13 protein-coding genes are annotated in these 16,673 nt (G+C 69.0%); 3 read left to right on the top strand and 10 right to left on the bottom strand.

From position 1 onward, the window contains the following. Nucleotides 1–40: 40 nt before the first annotated feature. From CLV68_RS33705 to CLV68_RS06355, 4 genes are all read right to left on the bottom strand, one after another. Nucleotides 41–181: a hypothetical protein gene (locus CLV68_RS33705; protein ID WP_170224135.1), complete on the bottom strand. Its 141-nt coding sequence runs from the start codon at nucleotides 179–181 to the stop codon at nucleotides 41–43. 88 nt (nucleotides 182–269) lie between these two features. Further along, nucleotides 270–419: a DUF397 domain-containing protein gene (locus tag CLV68_RS06365; RefSeq protein ID WP_121389578.1), complete on the bottom strand. Its 150-nt coding sequence runs from the start codon at nucleotides 417–419 to the stop codon at nucleotides 270–272. Continuing rightward, on the bottom strand, nucleotides 416–580 hold the full coding sequence (locus tag CLV68_RS06360; RefSeq protein WP_121391003.1) for a DUF397 domain-containing protein: 165 nt from the start codon (nucleotides 578–580) through the stop codon (nucleotides 416–418). The genes CLV68_RS06365 and CLV68_RS06360 overlap by 4 nt, the downstream gene beginning before the upstream one ends. Before the next feature lie 14 nt (nucleotides 581–594). After that, complete coding sequence (locus CLV68_RS06355; protein ID WP_246009688.1) at nucleotides 595–1,464, bottom strand: helix-turn-helix domain-containing protein; 870 nt, start codon at nucleotides 1,462–1,464, stop codon at nucleotides 595–597. Between the two features lie 144 nt (nucleotides 1,465–1,608). Here CLV68_RS06355 and CLV68_RS06350 point away from each other — a divergent pair, with 144 nt between their 5' ends. The 3 genes from CLV68_RS06350 (at nucleotide 1,609) to CLV68_RS06340 (ending at nucleotide 4,690) form a co-directional block, all read left to right on the top strand. After that, entirely contained in the window at nucleotides 1,609–1,806 is a 198-nt protein-coding gene (locus tag CLV68_RS06350) for a hypothetical protein (protein WP_121389577.1), read from the top strand. Nucleotides 1,807–2,122: 316 nt separating this feature from the next. Next, nucleotides 2,123–2,971, top strand: a complete 849-nt coding sequence (locus CLV68_RS06345; RefSeq protein WP_170224133.1) for a DUF4082 domain-containing protein — start codon at nucleotides 2,123–2,125, stop codon at nucleotides 2,969–2,971. A gap of 15 nt (nucleotides 2,972–2,986) precedes the next feature. Then, on the top strand, nucleotides 2,987–4,690 hold the full coding sequence (locus CLV68_RS06340) for a DUF4082 domain-containing protein (RefSeq protein ID WP_121389575.1): 1,704 nt from the start codon (nucleotides 2,987–2,989) through the stop codon (nucleotides 4,688–4,690). On the opposite strand, the gene CLV68_RS06335 is transcribed toward CLV68_RS06340, so the two are convergent. From CLV68_RS06335 to CLV68_RS06310, 6 genes are all read right to left on the bottom strand, one after another. Continuing rightward, a complete protein-coding gene (locus tag CLV68_RS06335; RefSeq protein ID WP_170224131.1) occupies nucleotides 4,626–5,660 on the bottom strand; it encodes a glycosyltransferase 87 family protein in 1,035 nt (344 codons plus the stop codon). The two genes, CLV68_RS06340 and CLV68_RS06335, sit on opposite strands and share 65 nt — an antisense overlap. A 158-nt stretch (nucleotides 5,661–5,818) precedes the next feature. Further along, a complete protein-coding gene (locus CLV68_RS06330; protein WP_170224129.1) occupies nucleotides 5,819–6,886 on the bottom strand; it encodes a glycosyltransferase 87 family protein in 1,068 nt (355 codons plus the stop codon). Between the two features lie 321 nt (nucleotides 6,887–7,207). Continuing rightward, complete coding sequence (locus CLV68_RS06325; protein WP_121389573.1) at nucleotides 7,208–11,104, bottom strand: DNA-directed RNA polymerase subunit beta'; 3,897 nt, start codon at nucleotides 11,102–11,104, stop codon at nucleotides 7,208–7,210. A 99-nt stretch (nucleotides 11,105–11,203) separates the two neighbouring features. Beyond that, nucleotides 11,204–14,707, bottom strand: a complete 3,504-nt coding sequence (gene rpoB / locus CLV68_RS06320) for a DNA-directed RNA polymerase subunit beta (protein WP_121389572.1) — start codon at nucleotides 14,705–14,707, stop codon at nucleotides 11,204–11,206. Between the two features lie 333 nt (nucleotides 14,708–15,040). Further along, complete coding sequence (locus CLV68_RS06315) at nucleotides 15,041–16,084, bottom strand: hypothetical protein (RefSeq protein ID WP_121389571.1); 1,044 nt, start codon at nucleotides 16,082–16,084, stop codon at nucleotides 15,041–15,043. An 11-nt stretch (nucleotides 16,085–16,095) separates the two neighbouring features. Next, nucleotides 16,096–16,656 (bottom strand): hypothetical protein, encoded by a 561-nt coding sequence (locus tag CLV68_RS06310; RefSeq protein WP_121389570.1) that lies wholly within the window; start codon nucleotides 16,654–16,656, stop codon nucleotides 16,096–16,098. Nucleotides 16,657–16,673 lie beyond the last annotated feature (17 nt).

The following is a 16,673-nucleotide window of genomic DNA, read 5'->3' as shown; positions in this document are numbered from 1 at the left end:
GGCGGCAGGCCGCTGGTGCGAGCCGGGACGAGCGCCACCCTCAGTCGGAGCCGTCCTCCGAGTTCTTGAGGTCTTCGGCACGCCACCGTTGCCCGAGCAGCCCCGCCACCGCCACACCACTGCCGACGGCGACGCCGAGTAGCAGCGTCTTGCTTGTCAGCTCCACCAGAACGACGGTCACGACCACGAGGCCAAGAAGCGTCACCGACCGCAGCGGGCGACGCCGTGGGACCCCGGTCGAGTCGACCGGGGCCCCACGGGTGTCGGGCTCAGCCCTTGAGGTGGCGGACCAGCGACCGGAGGTCGACCGGCAGGGCTGGGCCGGTCGGGTTCTTGGAGTCGCGGACGGCCGTGAGGTCGTTGCGGACTTCGACGCAGTCGGTGCCGTTGTTGCTGCGGGTGGACTTGCGCCAGGTCATGACTCCGCCCTCAGGTGACGGACCAGGGCCTGGAAGTCGACGGACAGGGTAGGCCCGGTCGGGTTCTTGGAGTCGCGGACGGCCGTGAGGTCGTTGCGGACTTCGACGCAGTTGCTGCCGTTGCTGCTGCGGGTGGACTTGCGCCAGGTGTGGTTCTGCATCAGGGCCTCCGGGATCACTCGAACGCGGCCAGCCGGGTTCGGATCGCGGTGGCGGACTCTGCCGGTGAGAGAGCCACCTCGCGTAGCTGGTCCGCGTTACGAGTGTACTGGGCCACCTGGCGCTGCTCCTGGATGTAGATCGCGTCATCCGGGATCTCTACGTAGACAACGGATTGCGCTTGGAGGTTGTCCTCCGCGTCACGGAAGTGGAGCAGGCTGAACTGACCTTCCAAGCCATCGTGACGACCGATGGCCGTCGGCAGCACCAGGACTTCGATGTTGTCACGCTCCGCCAGCGCCAGCAGATGCTCCAACTGCCCTCGCATGACCTCCGGCGTCCCGCCGATGGGCCGGTCGAGCACGGACTCTTCGAGGAGCATCGTGAGGTGCAACGGGTTCTCGTCGGCAAGGGCCCGCAACTGGCGCTCCATGCGCAAACTCACCAAGCGCTCTTCCTGATCTGGTCGTACTCGCGAACTAGGAGCGGTCACGCCTGCCGAGTAGTCGCGGGTTTGCGTCAGCGCGTTGAGGACCAGGGGTGCGTAGGTGACGACGTGGGAGGCCAGGCCCTCCAGGCCGATGTAGGTGCGCAGCCAGTCGGGGATGACGTCGTTCCAGCGGGCGAGCCAGCTGCTCTTGTCGGCCCGGCCCGCGAGGTAGCTCAGCCGGTCGATGTCGTAGCGGGGGGCGCCGTAGTGGCTGAGCATGACATCTATCTGTTGCGGTGAGGGCAAATGCCGTCCGACCTCGAAGTGGGCGACCATGCCACCCGATATCTTCAGGGCCTTGCCGACCTCCGCCTGCGACGCGCCCGCCTGCTTGCGGTAGTTGGTCAGCTCGACACCGATCAGCCAGCGCAGCGCCGAGGGGTCAACACGTTCCACGATCTCGCTCCCCGTACTCGTTGAGGCCGCCCAGTGTGCCGCACCGATCACCCTCCGCGATATCACTCGATAGTGTTATAGATGCAGCTTGGTTGCTAGCTATACGCTGAGCACCGGAAACAGCACTCCACGAGGAGGGTCCGGATGTACACGAGCTCCACCGAGGTGCGGGTCAGCGCTGGGCTGGAGGTGGCCGACGACTGCCCGATGCGCAGCTTCAACGCGGGCGAGGACGGCATCGCCATCGTCCTCGGCGACCGGGACGGCGTCGAGATGGTCTACCGACCGGAGAGCCTGCGGCGGTTGATCACGGTCGCCACCGAGGCCCTGGCCGCCAGGTAGGCCAGGACGACGCGGTCCCCGGATGGTCTCAGCACCCGGGGACCGCGTCCTCTGTGGACGGACCGGGCGACCGGCCCACCCCCCGCATCGTCCCCCGACCGGGGCCACCTCGCCCACCCGGGGTACCGACCACCCATCCCGGCACCATCCCGGCACCAGCCCCGCGACTAGCCCAACACGCCCACTCGGGGTGTCGGCCACCACCTGGCGCAGTGGTCATGACCCGAGCGGCGCGAGTCACCCGCTTGGCCGCGTCCCCGCCGTGACCTGCTCGGATACGTTGGCGCGCAATCGCTCCGACCGAGGGGAGGGCGTTGTGCGCCGTCTGGTCGCGCTCGTTCTCGGCTTGCTGTTGCTCACCGCCGGTACCGCGTGGGCGGACAGCCCCCGGGTCTGGGTCGACCTGCCCGCGGACAACGCGCAGGTGCCGGTCGGCCAGCCCGTCACCCTCCGCGGTCACTCGGCCGGGCTCCCGGGCGACGGCGTCAAGTTCACCGAGCTGGCTCTGCACGACCAGAACCACTTCATCGTCATCGCGGGCGCGGGCCAGACCGACTGGGAGTACACGTTCACCCCCAGCGAGCCGCAGATCGGGCCGCTGACCGTGTTCGCCCGCGTTGTCCTCGACAGTCGGCAGTCCACCACCACCGAGGTGCTGCACCTGCGGATCGCGGACCTGCAACGCCCTTCCGCCGTATGCCCGTGTGTGTTCGAGCCACCAGGCACCGGCAGGCTCTACAACGAGCGAGCACCGCTAGAGCTCGGCCTCCGCTTCTTCGTCGACCGCCCCGGCAGTGTCACCGGCGTCCAACTCGCGGCGGGCCTGCCGTGGGCTGAGGGCATTACCGCCCACCTCTGGACGCTGAACGGGACGCTCCTCGCCAGCACTACCGAGCACGCCAACTACCCGCGGCTCAACTTCGCGTCCCCCGTACCGGTCGACCCCTTCGCCGGATACGTCGTCAGCTACACCTCCCCCAACGGCGTCTACTACGCCACGCCGGGCTACTTCACGCAGCGGATCAGCATCCCGCCGATCACCGCGCACTACGACAACTACGAGCCGTTCCCCCACTCCGCCCCCGGCCTGTTCGGGCAGGCGGGCGCGTACCCGCGCTCGACCTACAACGGCGGCAACTACTGGGTGTCCCCCGTCTTCGCCTGAGCCCTGGAGGGTCTCGTGCTCCGCAGGTTCGTCGCCCTGCTCTCGGCCGCCCTGCTCATCCCCGCCACCGCGTCCCCCGCCACCGCCGCGCCGCTGCCGGGCCAGCCGGAATCCGCGATCAGCAGCCCCGACCAGGACAGCGTGCTCCCGCTCGGCACGCCCGTGCTGATCACCGGCACCGCCCGCTCCAGTGCCCCGATCACCGCCGTCGACCTCTCCTTCGACGGTGGCCAGACCTGGGAGAGCGCGACCACCAGCGACACCTGGTGGGCCGTCGACCACACCTTCACCACCCCGGGCCCGGTGGCCGTCCTGTCCCGCGCGTCGACCGCCACCGGGGTCCAGCCTGCGCCGTTCCCGCAGCGGCACTTCTGGGTCGGCCGGGGCCCGCGAGCACCGCTGAACTGCACCACCTGCTCGCTGCGACTGCCCAACCGCGTCGACACGACCTTCACCGCCGTCGACCCGGACCCGCGCCCGGTCGAGCTCGGCACCCGGTTCCAGGTCGACCGCCCCGGCTTCATCACCGGCGTCGACAGCTACAACGCCTACGACCAGGGCGAGGGCGTCCGCCTCGGCCGCCTGTGGACCGCGGACGGCGAACTCCTGGGCGAGGCCACACTGGCCTACCCCTGGAGCTCGACGTTCACCTTCCCGACGCCGATCCCGGTCCAGCCCGGCGTCACCTACGTGGCGGGCCACTACGTCCCGTGGGGCCACTACCCGGTGACCGAGAACTACTTCGCGGCCGCCGTCGTCCAGGCGCCGTTCGTCGTCGGGCAGGGCGCGGGGGTGTACCGGTACGCGGATGACGGCAGCGAGGGCGTCCCCACCGAGTCGTACGCCAACAGCCACTACTCCGTCACGCCCGTCTTCGCCTCCCCGGCCGGGGTCCCGGCGCAGGACAGGGTGCAGTCGTCGATCAGCTCGCCAGGGCCGAACAACGTGCTCCCGCTCGGCTCACCCGTGCTGGTCGCCGGCTCCGCGAGCTATCGCACGTGGTCGAGCGCCCCCGAGAAGCAGATCACCGGCGTCGACGTGTCCTTCGACGCGGGCCAGACCTGGGAGAGCGCCGCCGTCCGCGGGTCGTTCTCCCAGGCCACGTGGAGCACCACCCACACCTTCACCAGCCCCGGCCTGGCATCCGTGCTCACCCGGGCATCCTCGGCGTCCGACGTCCAGCCCGCGCCGTTCCCGCAACAGCACTTCTGGATCGGGCAGGGCCCGCAAGCCCTCTTGCCCTGCACCAGCTGCGCGTTGACACTGCCCGGCCGCGCCGACACCACCTTCACCGACACCGCCGCCGACCCACGCCCAGTCGAGGTCGGCACCCGCTTCCAGGTCGACCGGCCCGGCGTCATCACGGGCATCCGCGCCGACAACCGGCACTACCCCGCCGAGGGCACCCGCGCGGTCCGGCTGTGGACCGCGGACGGGCAGCTCCTCGGAGAGGTGCAGTCGACCCAGACCTCGCTGTGGGAGTTCACCTTCACGACCCCGATCCCGGTCCAACCGGGCATCACCTACGTGGCCACCCACTACACGCCGTGGGGCCGCTACCCGGTGATCGAGAACTACTTCACCGCCGCCGTCGTCCAAGCCCCCTTCGTGACCGCCCCTAACGCAGGCGTCTACCGATACGCGGACGACGGGTCTAAGGAAGTTCCGACCGAGAGCTTCGCAAGCAGCTCTTACCTCGTGACGCCTGTCTTCGGCTAAGAGCGATGGACAGCAGGGTGGCGAGGAAGAGCAGCAGGTAGGTGTTGCTCACGAGGAGCCACAGCGGCCCGCTGGTGAGTACGGGAACGGCCCCGGCTCCCAGTGGGTTCGCTGTTGCCAGGACCGGTGGGAGGGTGCCGAGCAGGAACGGCACGGGTAACAGCCACATCCACCGCTTGGCCGCGAGTTCGCGGCCGACGACGGCGATGAGCGGGACCACCCAGACCCAGTGGTGGCCCCAGGACCAGGGTGACACCGCGGCCCCGGTCATGCCCACGATGGCGACGGCGAGGACGCGATCAGCCTTGGCTGCCAGCACGAACGCCCCGGCGGCCACCGCGGCGGCGATGGCGAGCCACACCACCGGCGACTCCACGCCCAGCCGCAGCAACAGGCCGCGCAGCGACTGGTTGTGCGACGACCCGGGCTCGGCGTAGACGCGGCCCGAGTCGGCGAAGAGGCCGCCCAGCCAGTAGTCGACCGAGTCCTGTGGCAGCAGGAGGAACCCGACCCCCACGGTCCCCGCCGCCACCCCCACCGCCACCGCGGCCGCCGTGAACTCCCGCCGCACCACCATCCCCACCACAAAGATCAACGGCGTCAACTTCACCCCCGCCGCGACCCCCACCCCAACCCTCGGCGCCGCCAGCACGAGCGCCACCAACGCCAGGTTGACCTGCCCCAGGTTGACGCTCGTGTGCACCGCCTCCGTGCACAACGCGGCCACAACCACCACCGGCCACCACCGCGCCGCGGACCGCCGAGCGATGAAGCAGAGCAACCCACCGTTGAGCGCCACCACGGCCACTTGCGCCACATCCAGGCCCAGCACCGTCAACGGCAGGAAAAGAATGGCGGAAAACGGCGGATAAGTGAACAGCAGCCCAGTGGCGACCGGGCCCGCGTACAAATCGATCCCGGCCCTGGCGAATTCCGCACCTGCGCGATAAACAGCCAGGTCAACAGGCACGGCTCTGGTCGCTTGGAACAAGATCCCGCAGGTCACCAGGCCCGCGAGGACACAAAGAAGCCACCTTCGCAGCAAAGAATACCCACCAGTCAGGCACCGATCCCCAGTCCCGGAAATCCTCCCACAGTCCGATTTCCGCGATAGGTTCCCATCCTGGATCAGCGCTCGCCGCGCACGGAACGGCCCGTCCACAGCGCCAAGCCCAGCACGGTCGCGAACAGCACCAGGTACAGGTTGCCCACGAGGAACCACAGCGGGCCGGAGGTCAGCACCGCGGGACCGGCCGCGTCGGGCGGGTCGGCCAGGGCGAGCACCCACGGCGAGGTCGCCACCAGGAGCACGCCTGGGGCGAGCCAGACCCAGTGGCGACGGCGGAAGACCCGGTCGGCGACGACGACGGTCAGCGGGACTATCCACACCCAGTGGTGGCCCCACGACCAGGGCGAGATCGCGGCCGCGCAGAGTCCGACCAGGGTCGTCGCGAGAAGGCGGTCGCAGCGGCAGGCGGCGACGAGGGTGAGCAGGCAGACCAAGGCGGCGGTCCACGGCCAGAGCGCGGGGAGGTCCGCGCGGAGCAGGAGGCCGCGCAGGGACTGGTTGTGGCTGGAGGTGAGGTCGGCGTAGATGCGGGCGGGGTCGGCGAACATGCCGTCCAGCCAGTAGGCCGCGGAGTCGGCGGGCAGGACAGCGAAGCCCAGGGCCACGGTGGCCGCCGCGACGGCCACGGTCACGGCGGCATCCCGGAATCGACGGACGGCGACGAGGTAGACCACGAACAGCAGCGGCGTCAGCTTGAGGCCGGCGGCGATGCCCACTCCGATCCCGCGGCCGCGACCAGTGAGATCCCCCAGCACCAGTGCGACGAGCAACAGGTTGACCTGACCCACGTAGATGCTCGCGTGCACCGATTCCGTGAGCAGCACAAACCCGACAACCGCCGCGACAACCGGTCGGCCGCCTGCTGCACGCCACGAACGCCGCACGATGAACACCAGCAACGCACTGTTGCCCACCACCGCGAACACCTTCGCCGTCAGCGGCGGCACCAACGCAAGTGGCGTGAAGACGAGCGCGGCGAACGGTGGATAGGTGAACGCCAGATCACGCCAAACCGGTGCCGCGTAAAGCCTCCCGCCGGACAGCACGACTTCCGCACCCGCCCGGTACACCGCGAGATCGACGGCCTCCGCGCGCACCGCGAGCACCAAGACCAACACAGCGAACACACCGGGCACGACCCGGCCTAAGAGGTGAACCACATGCGTCCTCTGGTGAGGGAACCGATCGACAGCCGGTCACCCACCAAGCACCCCCGGGCGACCGCCGAAGATCAATACGACCCCACCCCCACCGCGGTTGCCCTACCCCGAGGGTCTTCCACACCACCTTTGCCAGCGCCCATCACCACTACAGAACGCCGCGCCCCAACCCCCCCCTCGGCCCGGACTTGGCTATCCAGAACCTCCGCCGCGCAAGAGAGGCTCTGTGCGGGGAATAGCAGAACGCCCCCGGCCGAGGAGGCCGGGGGCGTTCTGGTGGTGAAGTGTCTAGCGGTAGTCGCGACCGAAGTCGTAGTCGTCGAGCGGGACTGCGGCGCCGGTGCCGGTGCCGAAGACGTCCGGGGTGTAGTAGCCGTCGTCGTAGGACGGGATCGCGTAGGCGGCTACCCGGGCTTCTTCGGTGGGCTGGACCTGGATGTTGCGGTACTTGTTGATGCCGGTGCCCGCCGGGATCAACTTACCGATGATGACGTTCTCCTTGAGGCCCACGAGTCGGTCCGAGCGGCCGTTGATGGCCGCGTCGGTGAGGACTCGGGTGGTCTCCTGGAAGGAGGCCGCCGACAGCCACGAGTCGGTGGCCAGCGACGCCTTGGTGATGCCCATCAGGACCGGGCGGCCGGAGGCGGGTTCGCCACCGGCGGCCACGACGCGGCGGTTCTCGGACTCGAACTCGGCGCGCTCGATGAGTGCTCCGGGCAGGAACTCCGCGGCACCGCTGTCGAGGATGGTCACCCGGCGCAGCATCTGCCGGACGATGACCTCGATGTGCTTGTCGTGGATCGACACGCCCTGCGCGCGGTACACCTTCTGGACCTCGTCGACGAGGTGCAGCTGCGCCTCGCGGGGGCCCATCACGCGCAGAACCTCGTGCGGGTCCCGGGTACCTTCGAGCAGCTGCTGGCCGACCGCCACGTGGTCGCCGTCGGACAGCGGGCCGTCCGGGGTGGCCGCGAGCCGCTGGCGCTTGGACAGCTTCTCGAAGATGATCTCCTCGCTGCCGTCGTCCGGCGTGAGGGTGATCTTCCAGAACCGGTCGCCGTCCTCGATGCGGACGCGGCCGTCGACGTCGGCGATGGGCGCCTTGCCCTTGGGCACGCGGGCCTCGAAGAGCTCCTGCACACGCGGCAGACCAGTGGTGATGTCGTCGTTGACGACGCCACCCTGCTGGAACGTACGCATGGTCAGCTGGGTGCCGGGCTCACCGATGGACTGCGCCGCGACGATACCGACGGCCTCACCGATGTCGACCAGCTGGCCGGTCGCCATCGAGCGCCCGTAGCAGGTCGCGCAGACGCCGACCTGGGCCTCGCAGGTGAGCACGGAGCGCACCTTGACCTCGGTGACGTTCGACGACAGCAGCCGCTCGATGGCCGGGTCGCCCAGGTCGTCGGCGCGGTTGAGGATGACGTTGCCGTCGGAGTCCTTGACCTCACCGGCGACGCAGCGCGCGTACACGCCGGTCTCCACGTACTGGGCGCGCACGACCTTGTCGCCAGCCTGCTCGCCCAGCTTCATCAGGATGCCGCGCGAGGTGCCGCAGTCGACCTCGCGGACGATGACGTCCTGCGACACGTCCACCAGGCGCCGGGTCAGGTAACCCGAGTCGGCGGTGCGCAGCGCGGTGTCGGCGAGACCCTTTCGGGCACCGTGCGTCGCGATGAAGTACTCCAGCACCGACAGGCCCTCGCGGAAATTGGCCTTGATCGGACGCGGGATGAACTCACCACGCGGGTTGGTGACCAGACCGTTCATGCCTGCGAGCTGGCGGATCTGGGTCATGTTGCCCGCGGCGCCGGACTTCACGATCGTGGGGATCGGGTTGTCGTCGGGGAAGTTCTCCTCCATGGCGCGCGCGACGTCCTCCGTCGCGTTCGACCACACCTTGACGAGCTCGTTGTTGCGCTCGGAGGCGGAGAGCTGGCCGCGCTGGTAGCGCTTCTCGACCGTGTCGGCCTTCTTCTCGTACTCGTCGAGGATGCCCTGCTTGGCGGGCGGCACGACGACGTCGGAGATGGCGATGGTGACACCGGAGCGCGTGGCCCAGTAGAAGCCGGCGTCCTTGAGCTTGTCCAGCGTCCGCGCCACGGTGACCATCGGGTAGCGCTCGGCGAGGTCGTTCACGATCGCGGCCTGACGCTTCTTGGGCATCGGCTCGTTCATGAACGGGTAGTCCGCCGGGAGCAGCTCGTTGAACAGCACGCGACCGAGGGTGGTCTCGGCCAGCCACGGCTGGCCGGGGGTCCAGCCCTCCGGCTGCATGCCGGGGCCGGGGTAGCGGTCGTGGATGCGGATCTTGACCGCCGACTGCAGGCCGATGACCTTGCGGTCGAAGGCCATGATCGCCTCGGCCGGGGAGGAGAACGCCAGGCCCTCACCGAGGCCGCCCTCCTTGGGGCGGGTCAGGTGGTAGATGCCGGTGACCATGTCCAGTCGCGGCATCGCCAGCGGGCGACCCGAGGCCGGGGACAGGATGTTGTTCGACGACAGCATCAGGATCCGGGCCTCGGCCTGGGCCTCGGCCGAGAGCGGCAGGTGGACCGCCATCTGGTCGCCGTCGAAGTCCGCGTTGAACGCCTCGCAGACCAGCGGGTGCAGCTGGATGGCCTTGCCCTCGACGAGCTGCGGCTCGAACGCCTGGATGCCGAGGCGGTGCAGGGTGGGTGCGCGGTTGAGCATCACCGGGTGTTCGGTGATGACCTCTTCGAGCACGTCCCACACGGCCGGGCGCGCGCGCTCGACCATCCGCTTGGCGGACTTGATGTTCTGCGCGTGGTTGAGGTCGACCAGGCGCTTCATCACGAACGGCTTGAACAGCTCGAGCGCCATCGCCTTGGGCAGGCCGCACTGGTGCAGCTTGAGCTGCGGGCCCACGACGATGACCGAACGGCCGGAGTAGTCGACGCGCTTGCCGAGCAGGTTCTGGCGGAACCGGCCCTGCTTGCCCTTGAGCAGGTCGGACAGCGACTTCAGCGGCCGGTTGCCCGGGCCGGTGACCGGACGACCGCGGCGGCCGTTGTCGAACAGCGCGTCGACGGCCTCCTGCAGCATCCGCTTCTCGTTGTTGACGATGATCTCGGGCGCGCCGAGGTCGATCAGCCGCTTCAACCGGTTGTTGCGGTTGATCACGCGGCGGTACAGGTCGTTGAGGTCGGAGGTGGCGAAGCGGCCACCGTCGAGCTGCACCATCGGCCGCAGGTCCGGCGGGATGACCGGGACGCAGTCCAGGACCATGCCCATCGGCGAGTTGCGGGTCGCCTGGAACGCGGCGACGACCTTGAGCCGCTTGAGCGCGCGCAGCTTCTTCTGGCCCTTGCCGCTGCGGATGGTCTCGCGCAGGATGTCGGCCTCGGCGTCGACGTCGAAGTCGCGGGCCAGGGTCTGGATGGCCTCGGCGCCCATCGAGCCGGTGAAGTAGTCGCCGTAGCGGTCGATCAGCTCGCGGTAGAGCATCTCGTCGGCGATGAGCTGCTTGATGTCGAGCTTGGTGAAGGTCGTCCAGATCTCGTCGAGCCGGTCGAGCTCGCGCTGGGCGCGGTCGCGGAGCTGGCGCATCTCCCGCTCGCCGCCCTCCTTGACCTTGCGGCGCACGTCGGACTTGGCGCCCTCGGCCTCGAGCTGCGCGAGGTCGGCCTCGAGCTTCTGCGCGCGGCCCTCGATGTCGGCGTCGCGCTTGTTCTCGACCTGCTTGCGCTCGACGCCCATCTCGGACTCGAGGGTCGGCAGGTCGTTGTGCCGCAGCTCGGCGTTCACCGAGGTGATCACGTAGGCGGCGAAGTAGATGATCTTCTCGAGGTCCTTGGGGGCCAGGTCGAGCAGGTAGCCCAACCGGGACGGGACGCCCTTGAAGTACCAGATGTGGGTGACCGGGGCGGCCAGCTCGATGTGGCCCATCCGCTCGCGGCGCACCTTGGCGCGGGTGACCTCGACGCCGCAGCGCTCGCAGATGATGCCCTTGAAGCGCACGCGCTTGTACTTGCCGCAGTAGCACTCCCAGTCCCTGGTGGGACCGAAGATCTTCTCGCAGAACAGCCCATCCTTTTCCGGCTTCAGCGTCCGGTAGTTGATGGTCTCGGGCTTCTTAACCTCACCAAAGGACCACTGGCGGATGTCGTCAGCAGTGGCCAAACCGATGCGGAGCTCATCGAAGAAGTTGACGTCCAGCACGTCTGTTCTTCTCCCCTTCTTGGTTACAGCACGAAAATGGGGGATCAGCGCCTGCCCGCCGGGACGGTTTTCCGAGCCGTCCCGGCGGCGGCAGCGAGGTTAATTCACCACGTCGTCGACGGACGGGGACTCATTGCGGGACAGGTTGATGCCGAGGTTGGCCGCGGCGCGCTCCAGGTCCTCGTCGTCCCCGTCGCGCATCTCGATCGCGGCACCGTCGCTGGAGAGGACCTCCACGTTCAGGCACAGCGACTGGAGCTCCTTGAGGAGCACCTTGAACGACTCCGGGATGCCCGGCTCGGGGATGTTCTCGCCCTTGACGATCGCCTCGTAGACCTTCACGCGGCCCAGGACGTCGTCGGACTTGATGGTCAGCAGTTCCTGCAGCGTGTAGGCGGCGCCGTACGCCTGCATGGCCCAGCACTCCATCTCACCGAAGCGCTGGCCACCGAACTGCGCCTTACCACCGAGCGGCTGCTGGGTGATCATCGAGTACGGGCCGGTCGAGCGGGCGTGGATCTTGTCGTCGACCAGGTGCAGCAGCTTGAGGATGTACATGTAGCCGACCGAGACCGGGTACGGGTACGGCTCGCCGCTGCGGCCGTCGAACAGCTGCGCCTTGCCGTCCTCCTTGACCATCCGCTCACCGTCGCGGTTGGGCCGGGTGGAGGCGAGCAGACCAGAGAGCTCGTTCTCCTTGACGCCGTCGAACACCGGGGTCGCGGTGTTGGTGTCGGGCTCGACGTCGTAGAGGTCCTCCGGCAGCTTCGAGGCCCAGTCGGGGCTGCCCTCGATCTGCCAGCCCTGCTTGGCGATCCAGCCGAGGTGCGACTCCAGGATCTGCCCGATGTTCATACGACGGGGCACACCGTGGGTGTTCAGCACGACGTCGACCGGGGTGCCGTCGGGCAGGAAGGGCATGTCCTCGACGGGGAGGATCTTGCCGATGACGCCCTTGTTGCCGTGGCGGCCCGCGAGCTTGTCGCCGTCCTGGATCTTGCGCTTCTGCGCGACGTAGACCCGGACCAGCTCGTTGACGCCGGGGGGCAGCTCGTCCTCGTCCTCGCGGGAGAACACCCGGATGCCGATGACCTTGCCGGTCTCGCCGTGCGGCACCTTCAGCGAGGTGTCGCGCACCTCGCGCGCCTTCTCGCCGAAGATCGCGCGCAGCAGCCGCTCCTCCGGGGTCAGCTCGGTCTCGCCCTTGGGCGTGACCTTGCCGACCAGGATGTCCCCGGCGCCGACCTCGGCACCGATGCGGATGATGCCGCGCTCGTCGAGGTCGGCGAGCACCTCCTCGGAGACGTTCGGGATGTCCCGGGTGATCTCCTCGGCACCGAGCTTGGTGTCGCGGGCGTCGATCTCGTGCTCGTCGATGTGGATCGAGGTGAGCACGTCGTCCTGCACGAGGCGCTGCGACAGGATGATCGCGTCCTCGTAGTTGTGGCCCTCCCACGGCATGATCGCCACGAGCAGGTTCTTGCCGAGGGCCATCTCGCCGTCCTCGGTGCACGGACCGTCGGCGATGACCTGGCCTGCCTCGATCCGGTCGCCCTCGGCGATGATCGGCTTCTGGTTGATGCAGGTGCCCTGGTTGGACCGGCGGAACTTGTGCATCCCGTAGGTCTGCCGGGTGCCGTCATCGGCCATGATCGTGACGAAGTCGGCGGAGAGCTCCTCCACCACACCGCTCTTGGCCGCGACCACCAGGTCGCCGCCGTCGACCGCGGCGCGCAGCTCCATGCCGGTGCCGACCAGCGGCGACTCGCTGCGCAGCAGCGGCACCGCCTGGCGCTGCATGTTGGCGCCCATCAGCGCGCGGTTGGCCGCGTCGTGCTCGAGGAACGGGATCATCGCGGTCGCGACCGACACCATCTGCCGCGGCGAGACGTCCATGTAGTCCACGTCGAACGGCTCGATGAACTCGACCTCGCCGCCCTTCTTGCGGACGAGCACGCGCTCTTCCTCGAAGTGGTTCTGGTCGTCGAGCGGCGCGTTCGCCTGGGCGATGACGTGCCGGTCTTCCTCGTCCGCGGTCAGGTAGTCGATCTGGTCGGTGACCTGGCCCTCGACGACCTTGCGGTACGGGGTCTCGATGAAGCCGAACGGGTTGACCCGCGCGTAGCTCGACAGCGAGCCGATCAGGCCGATGTTCGGGCCTTCCGGGGTCTCGATCGGGCACATGCGGCCGTAGTGGCTGTGGTGCACGTCGCGGACCTCCATGCCCGCGCGCTCCCGGGACAGACCACCCGGGCCGAGCGCGGACAGGCGCCGCTTGTGCGTGAGACCGGCGACCGGGTTGGTCTGGTCCATGAACTGCGAGAGCTGCGAGGTGCCGAAGAACTCCTTGATCGCGGCGACGACCGGCCGGATGTTGATCAGGGTCTGCGGGGTGATCGCCTCGACGTCCTGGGTGGTCATCCGCTCGCGGACGACGCGCTCCATGCGGGACAGGCCGACCCGGATCTGGTTCTGGATCAGCTCACCCACGGTGCGCAGGCGGCGGTTGCCGAAGTGGTCGATGTCGTCGACCTCGACCGGCACCTCGTTGGCGCTCTCGCCCTTGCCGACGGTCATGTTGGTGTCACCGGCGTGCAGGCGCACCAGGTACTCGATCGTGGTGACGATGTCGTCCTCGGTGAGCACCCCGGTCTGCACCGGCAGCGCGACACCCAGCTTCTTGTTGACCTTGTAGCGGCCCACCTTGGCGAGGTCGTAGCGCTTGTCCTTGAAGAACAGGTTCTCCAGCAGGGTCTGCGCGGACTCCTTGGTCGGCGGCTCACCCGGGCGCAGCTTGCGGTAGATGTCGAGCAGCGCCTCGTCGGTACCGGCGGTGTGGTCCTTCTCCAGGGTCGCCAGCAGCGTCTCGGAGAAGGAGAACCGCTCGCGGATCGCCTCGGTCGTCCAGCCGAGCGCCTTGAGCAGCACGGTGACCGGCTGGCGGCGCTTGCGGTCGATGCGGACGCCGACGGTGTCGCGCTTGTCGACGTCGAACTCCAGCCACGCACCCCGGCTCGGGATGACCTTGACGCTGAAGACGTCCTTGTCGGTCGTCTTGTCGATGTTGGTGTCGAAGTAGACACCGGGCGACCTGACCAGCTGCGAGACCACGACACGCTCGGTGCCGTTGATGATGAACGTGCCCTTGTTGGTCATCACCGGGAAGTCGCCCATGAACACCGTCTGGCTCTTGATCTCGCCGGTGGTGTTGTTGGTGAACTCCGCGGTGACGAACAGCGGGGCCGCGTACGTCATGTCCTTGTCCTTGCACTCCTCCACCGAGGCTTTGACCTCGTCGAAGCGCGGGTCGGAGAAGGACAGGGACATGGACCCGGAGAAGTCCTCGATCGGGGAGATCTCGTTGAGGACTTCCTCAAGGCCGCCGACCGGGTTCTCGTCACCGGCGTCGACGCGGCGCTGGAACCACGCCTCGGCGCCGGTGAACCACTCGAACGACTGGATCTGCAGGTCCAGCAGGTTGGGGGTACCCAGGGGCTCGCGGATCTTGGCGAACGAGACCCGGCGGGGGGCGTTCGGGATGCCCGAGTTCGAGGGGGTGGAGTTGGTCGCAGCAGTGGCCTTGGTCGCGCGGGAGACTGCCAAGATGCGTCCTTCCAGGACTATGAGCGGTTGACAGCCGCGCTAGCAAGAGACAACGCGTCTGTCAAGGGTGCCGTCGTGCCCAACATCCTAGCTCTTGGCAAAGGGCGTGCGGAAAGTGGGCAGCGCAAAGGGGCAGTCTAGCCACTATAGAGGCGACTGTCGAGGCCCGCCGCTCAATCGGTCCTCCCGCTCAGTACGTGCTGGGTAACAGACTGACCCCGGCCGGTCCCGTAGTCAAGATGCCACGCGAACCAGACCACTTTTGCAGCAGTGCACATCCGCTCACCGATCAACGCTTGACCTGCGCAAACGCAGCTGCTACCCCGTTCGCGCTCAGCACCCGGCGGTGCTCTGGCCGCCCGGCAGGGCCTGGTCGAGCATGTCGAAATCCGTGATCTTCCACGCACCGCCGAGCCGCTCCGCGCGGACCCCGAACACCGCCCCGCTGGCGGTCGTCTGGGCCTGGTCGGCGCGCGTGGTGGACTGGTCGACGAAGACCAGCAGGTCCGCCCGGTCCCCGTCGAGCCGGGTGACGCCGATCTTGCGGACCTTCGTCGTCAACACCAGCTTCTGCTCCGGGGCCAGCTTGCGGACCTGCCCGAACAGCTTGTCGTACTCGCACGTGGCGGTCCCGGCCAGGGTCTCCCGCACGGCCGTGGCGTTGGCGTCGAGGTCGGTGTAGCTGTACGAGAGGGTCCGCTCGACGGCGACGGTGAGCCTGCCGGTGACCTCGCTGGTGGCCGCCGCGTCGACCAGGGCCGTGTTGCCGCTGTCGACGCTGGAGGTCAGCGAGTCGTACTTGCCCTTGAAGAACAGGCCCGCGCCCGCGAACAGCACGGCGAGCAGGAGCAGCAGCAGGGCGGTCCCGCCCAGCCGCGAGCGGGCGGCCGGGGGATCCTCGACGACGGGGACCGCGGCGGGGACGGGGGTGCCGCTCAGCCTGGGCTTGCCGGTCGGGCGGACCGGCTCGTCGGCACCGATGACACCGTCGGCGACGAGTTGTTCGCGGTGGTCAGCGGGGTCGGGGTCGATCGGGGCAGGCACCGCGCGGGCGGGGGCGGCGATGTCGAGGGGCTGGCCGAGCACGTTCTCCGGCGGCTCCTGGTCGGCCCCGTCCGCGTCGTCCGGCTCGGCCTCGGCAGGCACGCCCTGGTGCCCCGGCTCGGCGGGCGGGAGGTCAGCGGACTCGGGTCCGGTCAGTGCGGCGGGTTCCGGGGCGACGGTGGTGCCGTGATCACCGGGGTCCGGGGTGGCCCCGGGCAGCGGCTGCTGGTCGTCCCCGGCGGGCGCGGGGGCGGTCGGCTTGCGCAGGCCCGCGACGCGGGGGCGGCGGGCGGGGCCTGCGGCGGGGGTCCGGCGGCGGGGTGGGGTCGGCACGGGGTGTCCTCTCAGCCTGCCGGGGTGAAGGGCACGGGGGTGACACCGCTGAGCTTCCAGCCCTGGTCGGTGCGGTCGAGCGCGGCTTGCAGGCGCAGGTACTTGGGGGTGGCCTGCTTGCCGTCGGGGGTGACGTCGACCCGCACCGCGGCGATGACCTCGGCCTTGCCCTCGCGCTCGCGCAGGTCGGTCACCGCGATCTTGAGGACGGTCGCGGTGGTGACGGTCTTGGCCTGCTCCAGCGCGCCCTTGCTGGCGGCGCGCCTGGTCTCGAACTCGTCGCGCAGCGGGCCGGTCGAGGCGTTGACCCAGCGGTCGAGGTCCTGGTCGACGTGCCGGAAGTCCAGGGTGCTCACCGTGACCAGCGCGGCGCCCGCGACCCGGGAGACCTCGTCGCGGGTGGTCGCCAGGTCCAGGTCGTCGTTGGTGCCCGCGCGCGCCCAGGCGATGCCGAACCACACGGCGAACCCGACCGCGACCAGGACGACGACGCCCAGTGCGACCACCAGCGTCCAGGCGGCCTTGCCCCGCTGTCGCCCGCCCGCGGGCCGCGGCTTGGTGTCGGCAGTCATCGCGCTCCTTCTCTACC

The sequence above is a fragment of the Actinokineospora cianjurensis genome (assembly GCF_003663795.1).
GTDB classification, from domain to species: domain Bacteria; phylum Actinomycetota; class Actinomycetes; order Mycobacteriales; family Pseudonocardiaceae; genus Actinokineospora; species Actinokineospora terrae.
This window is presented reverse-complemented; position numbering and strand designations above follow the sequence as displayed.

Coding starts and splice junctions, on each gene's coding strand:
- CLV68_RS06365 (WP_121389578.1), bottom strand. CDS start 419: ATGACCTGGCGCAAGTCCACCCGCAGCAACAACGGCACCGACTGCGTC.
- CLV68_RS06360 (WP_121391003.1), bottom strand. CDS start 580: ATGCAGAACCACACCTGGCGCAAGTCCACCCGCAGCAGCAACGGCAGC.
- CLV68_RS06350 (WP_121389577.1), top strand. CDS start 1,609: ATGTACACGAGCTCCACCGAGGTGCGGGTCAGCGCTGGGCTGGAGGTG.
- CLV68_RS06310 (WP_121389570.1), bottom strand. CDS start 16,656: ATGACTGCCGACACCAAGCCGCGGCCCGCGGGCGGGCGACAGCGGGGC.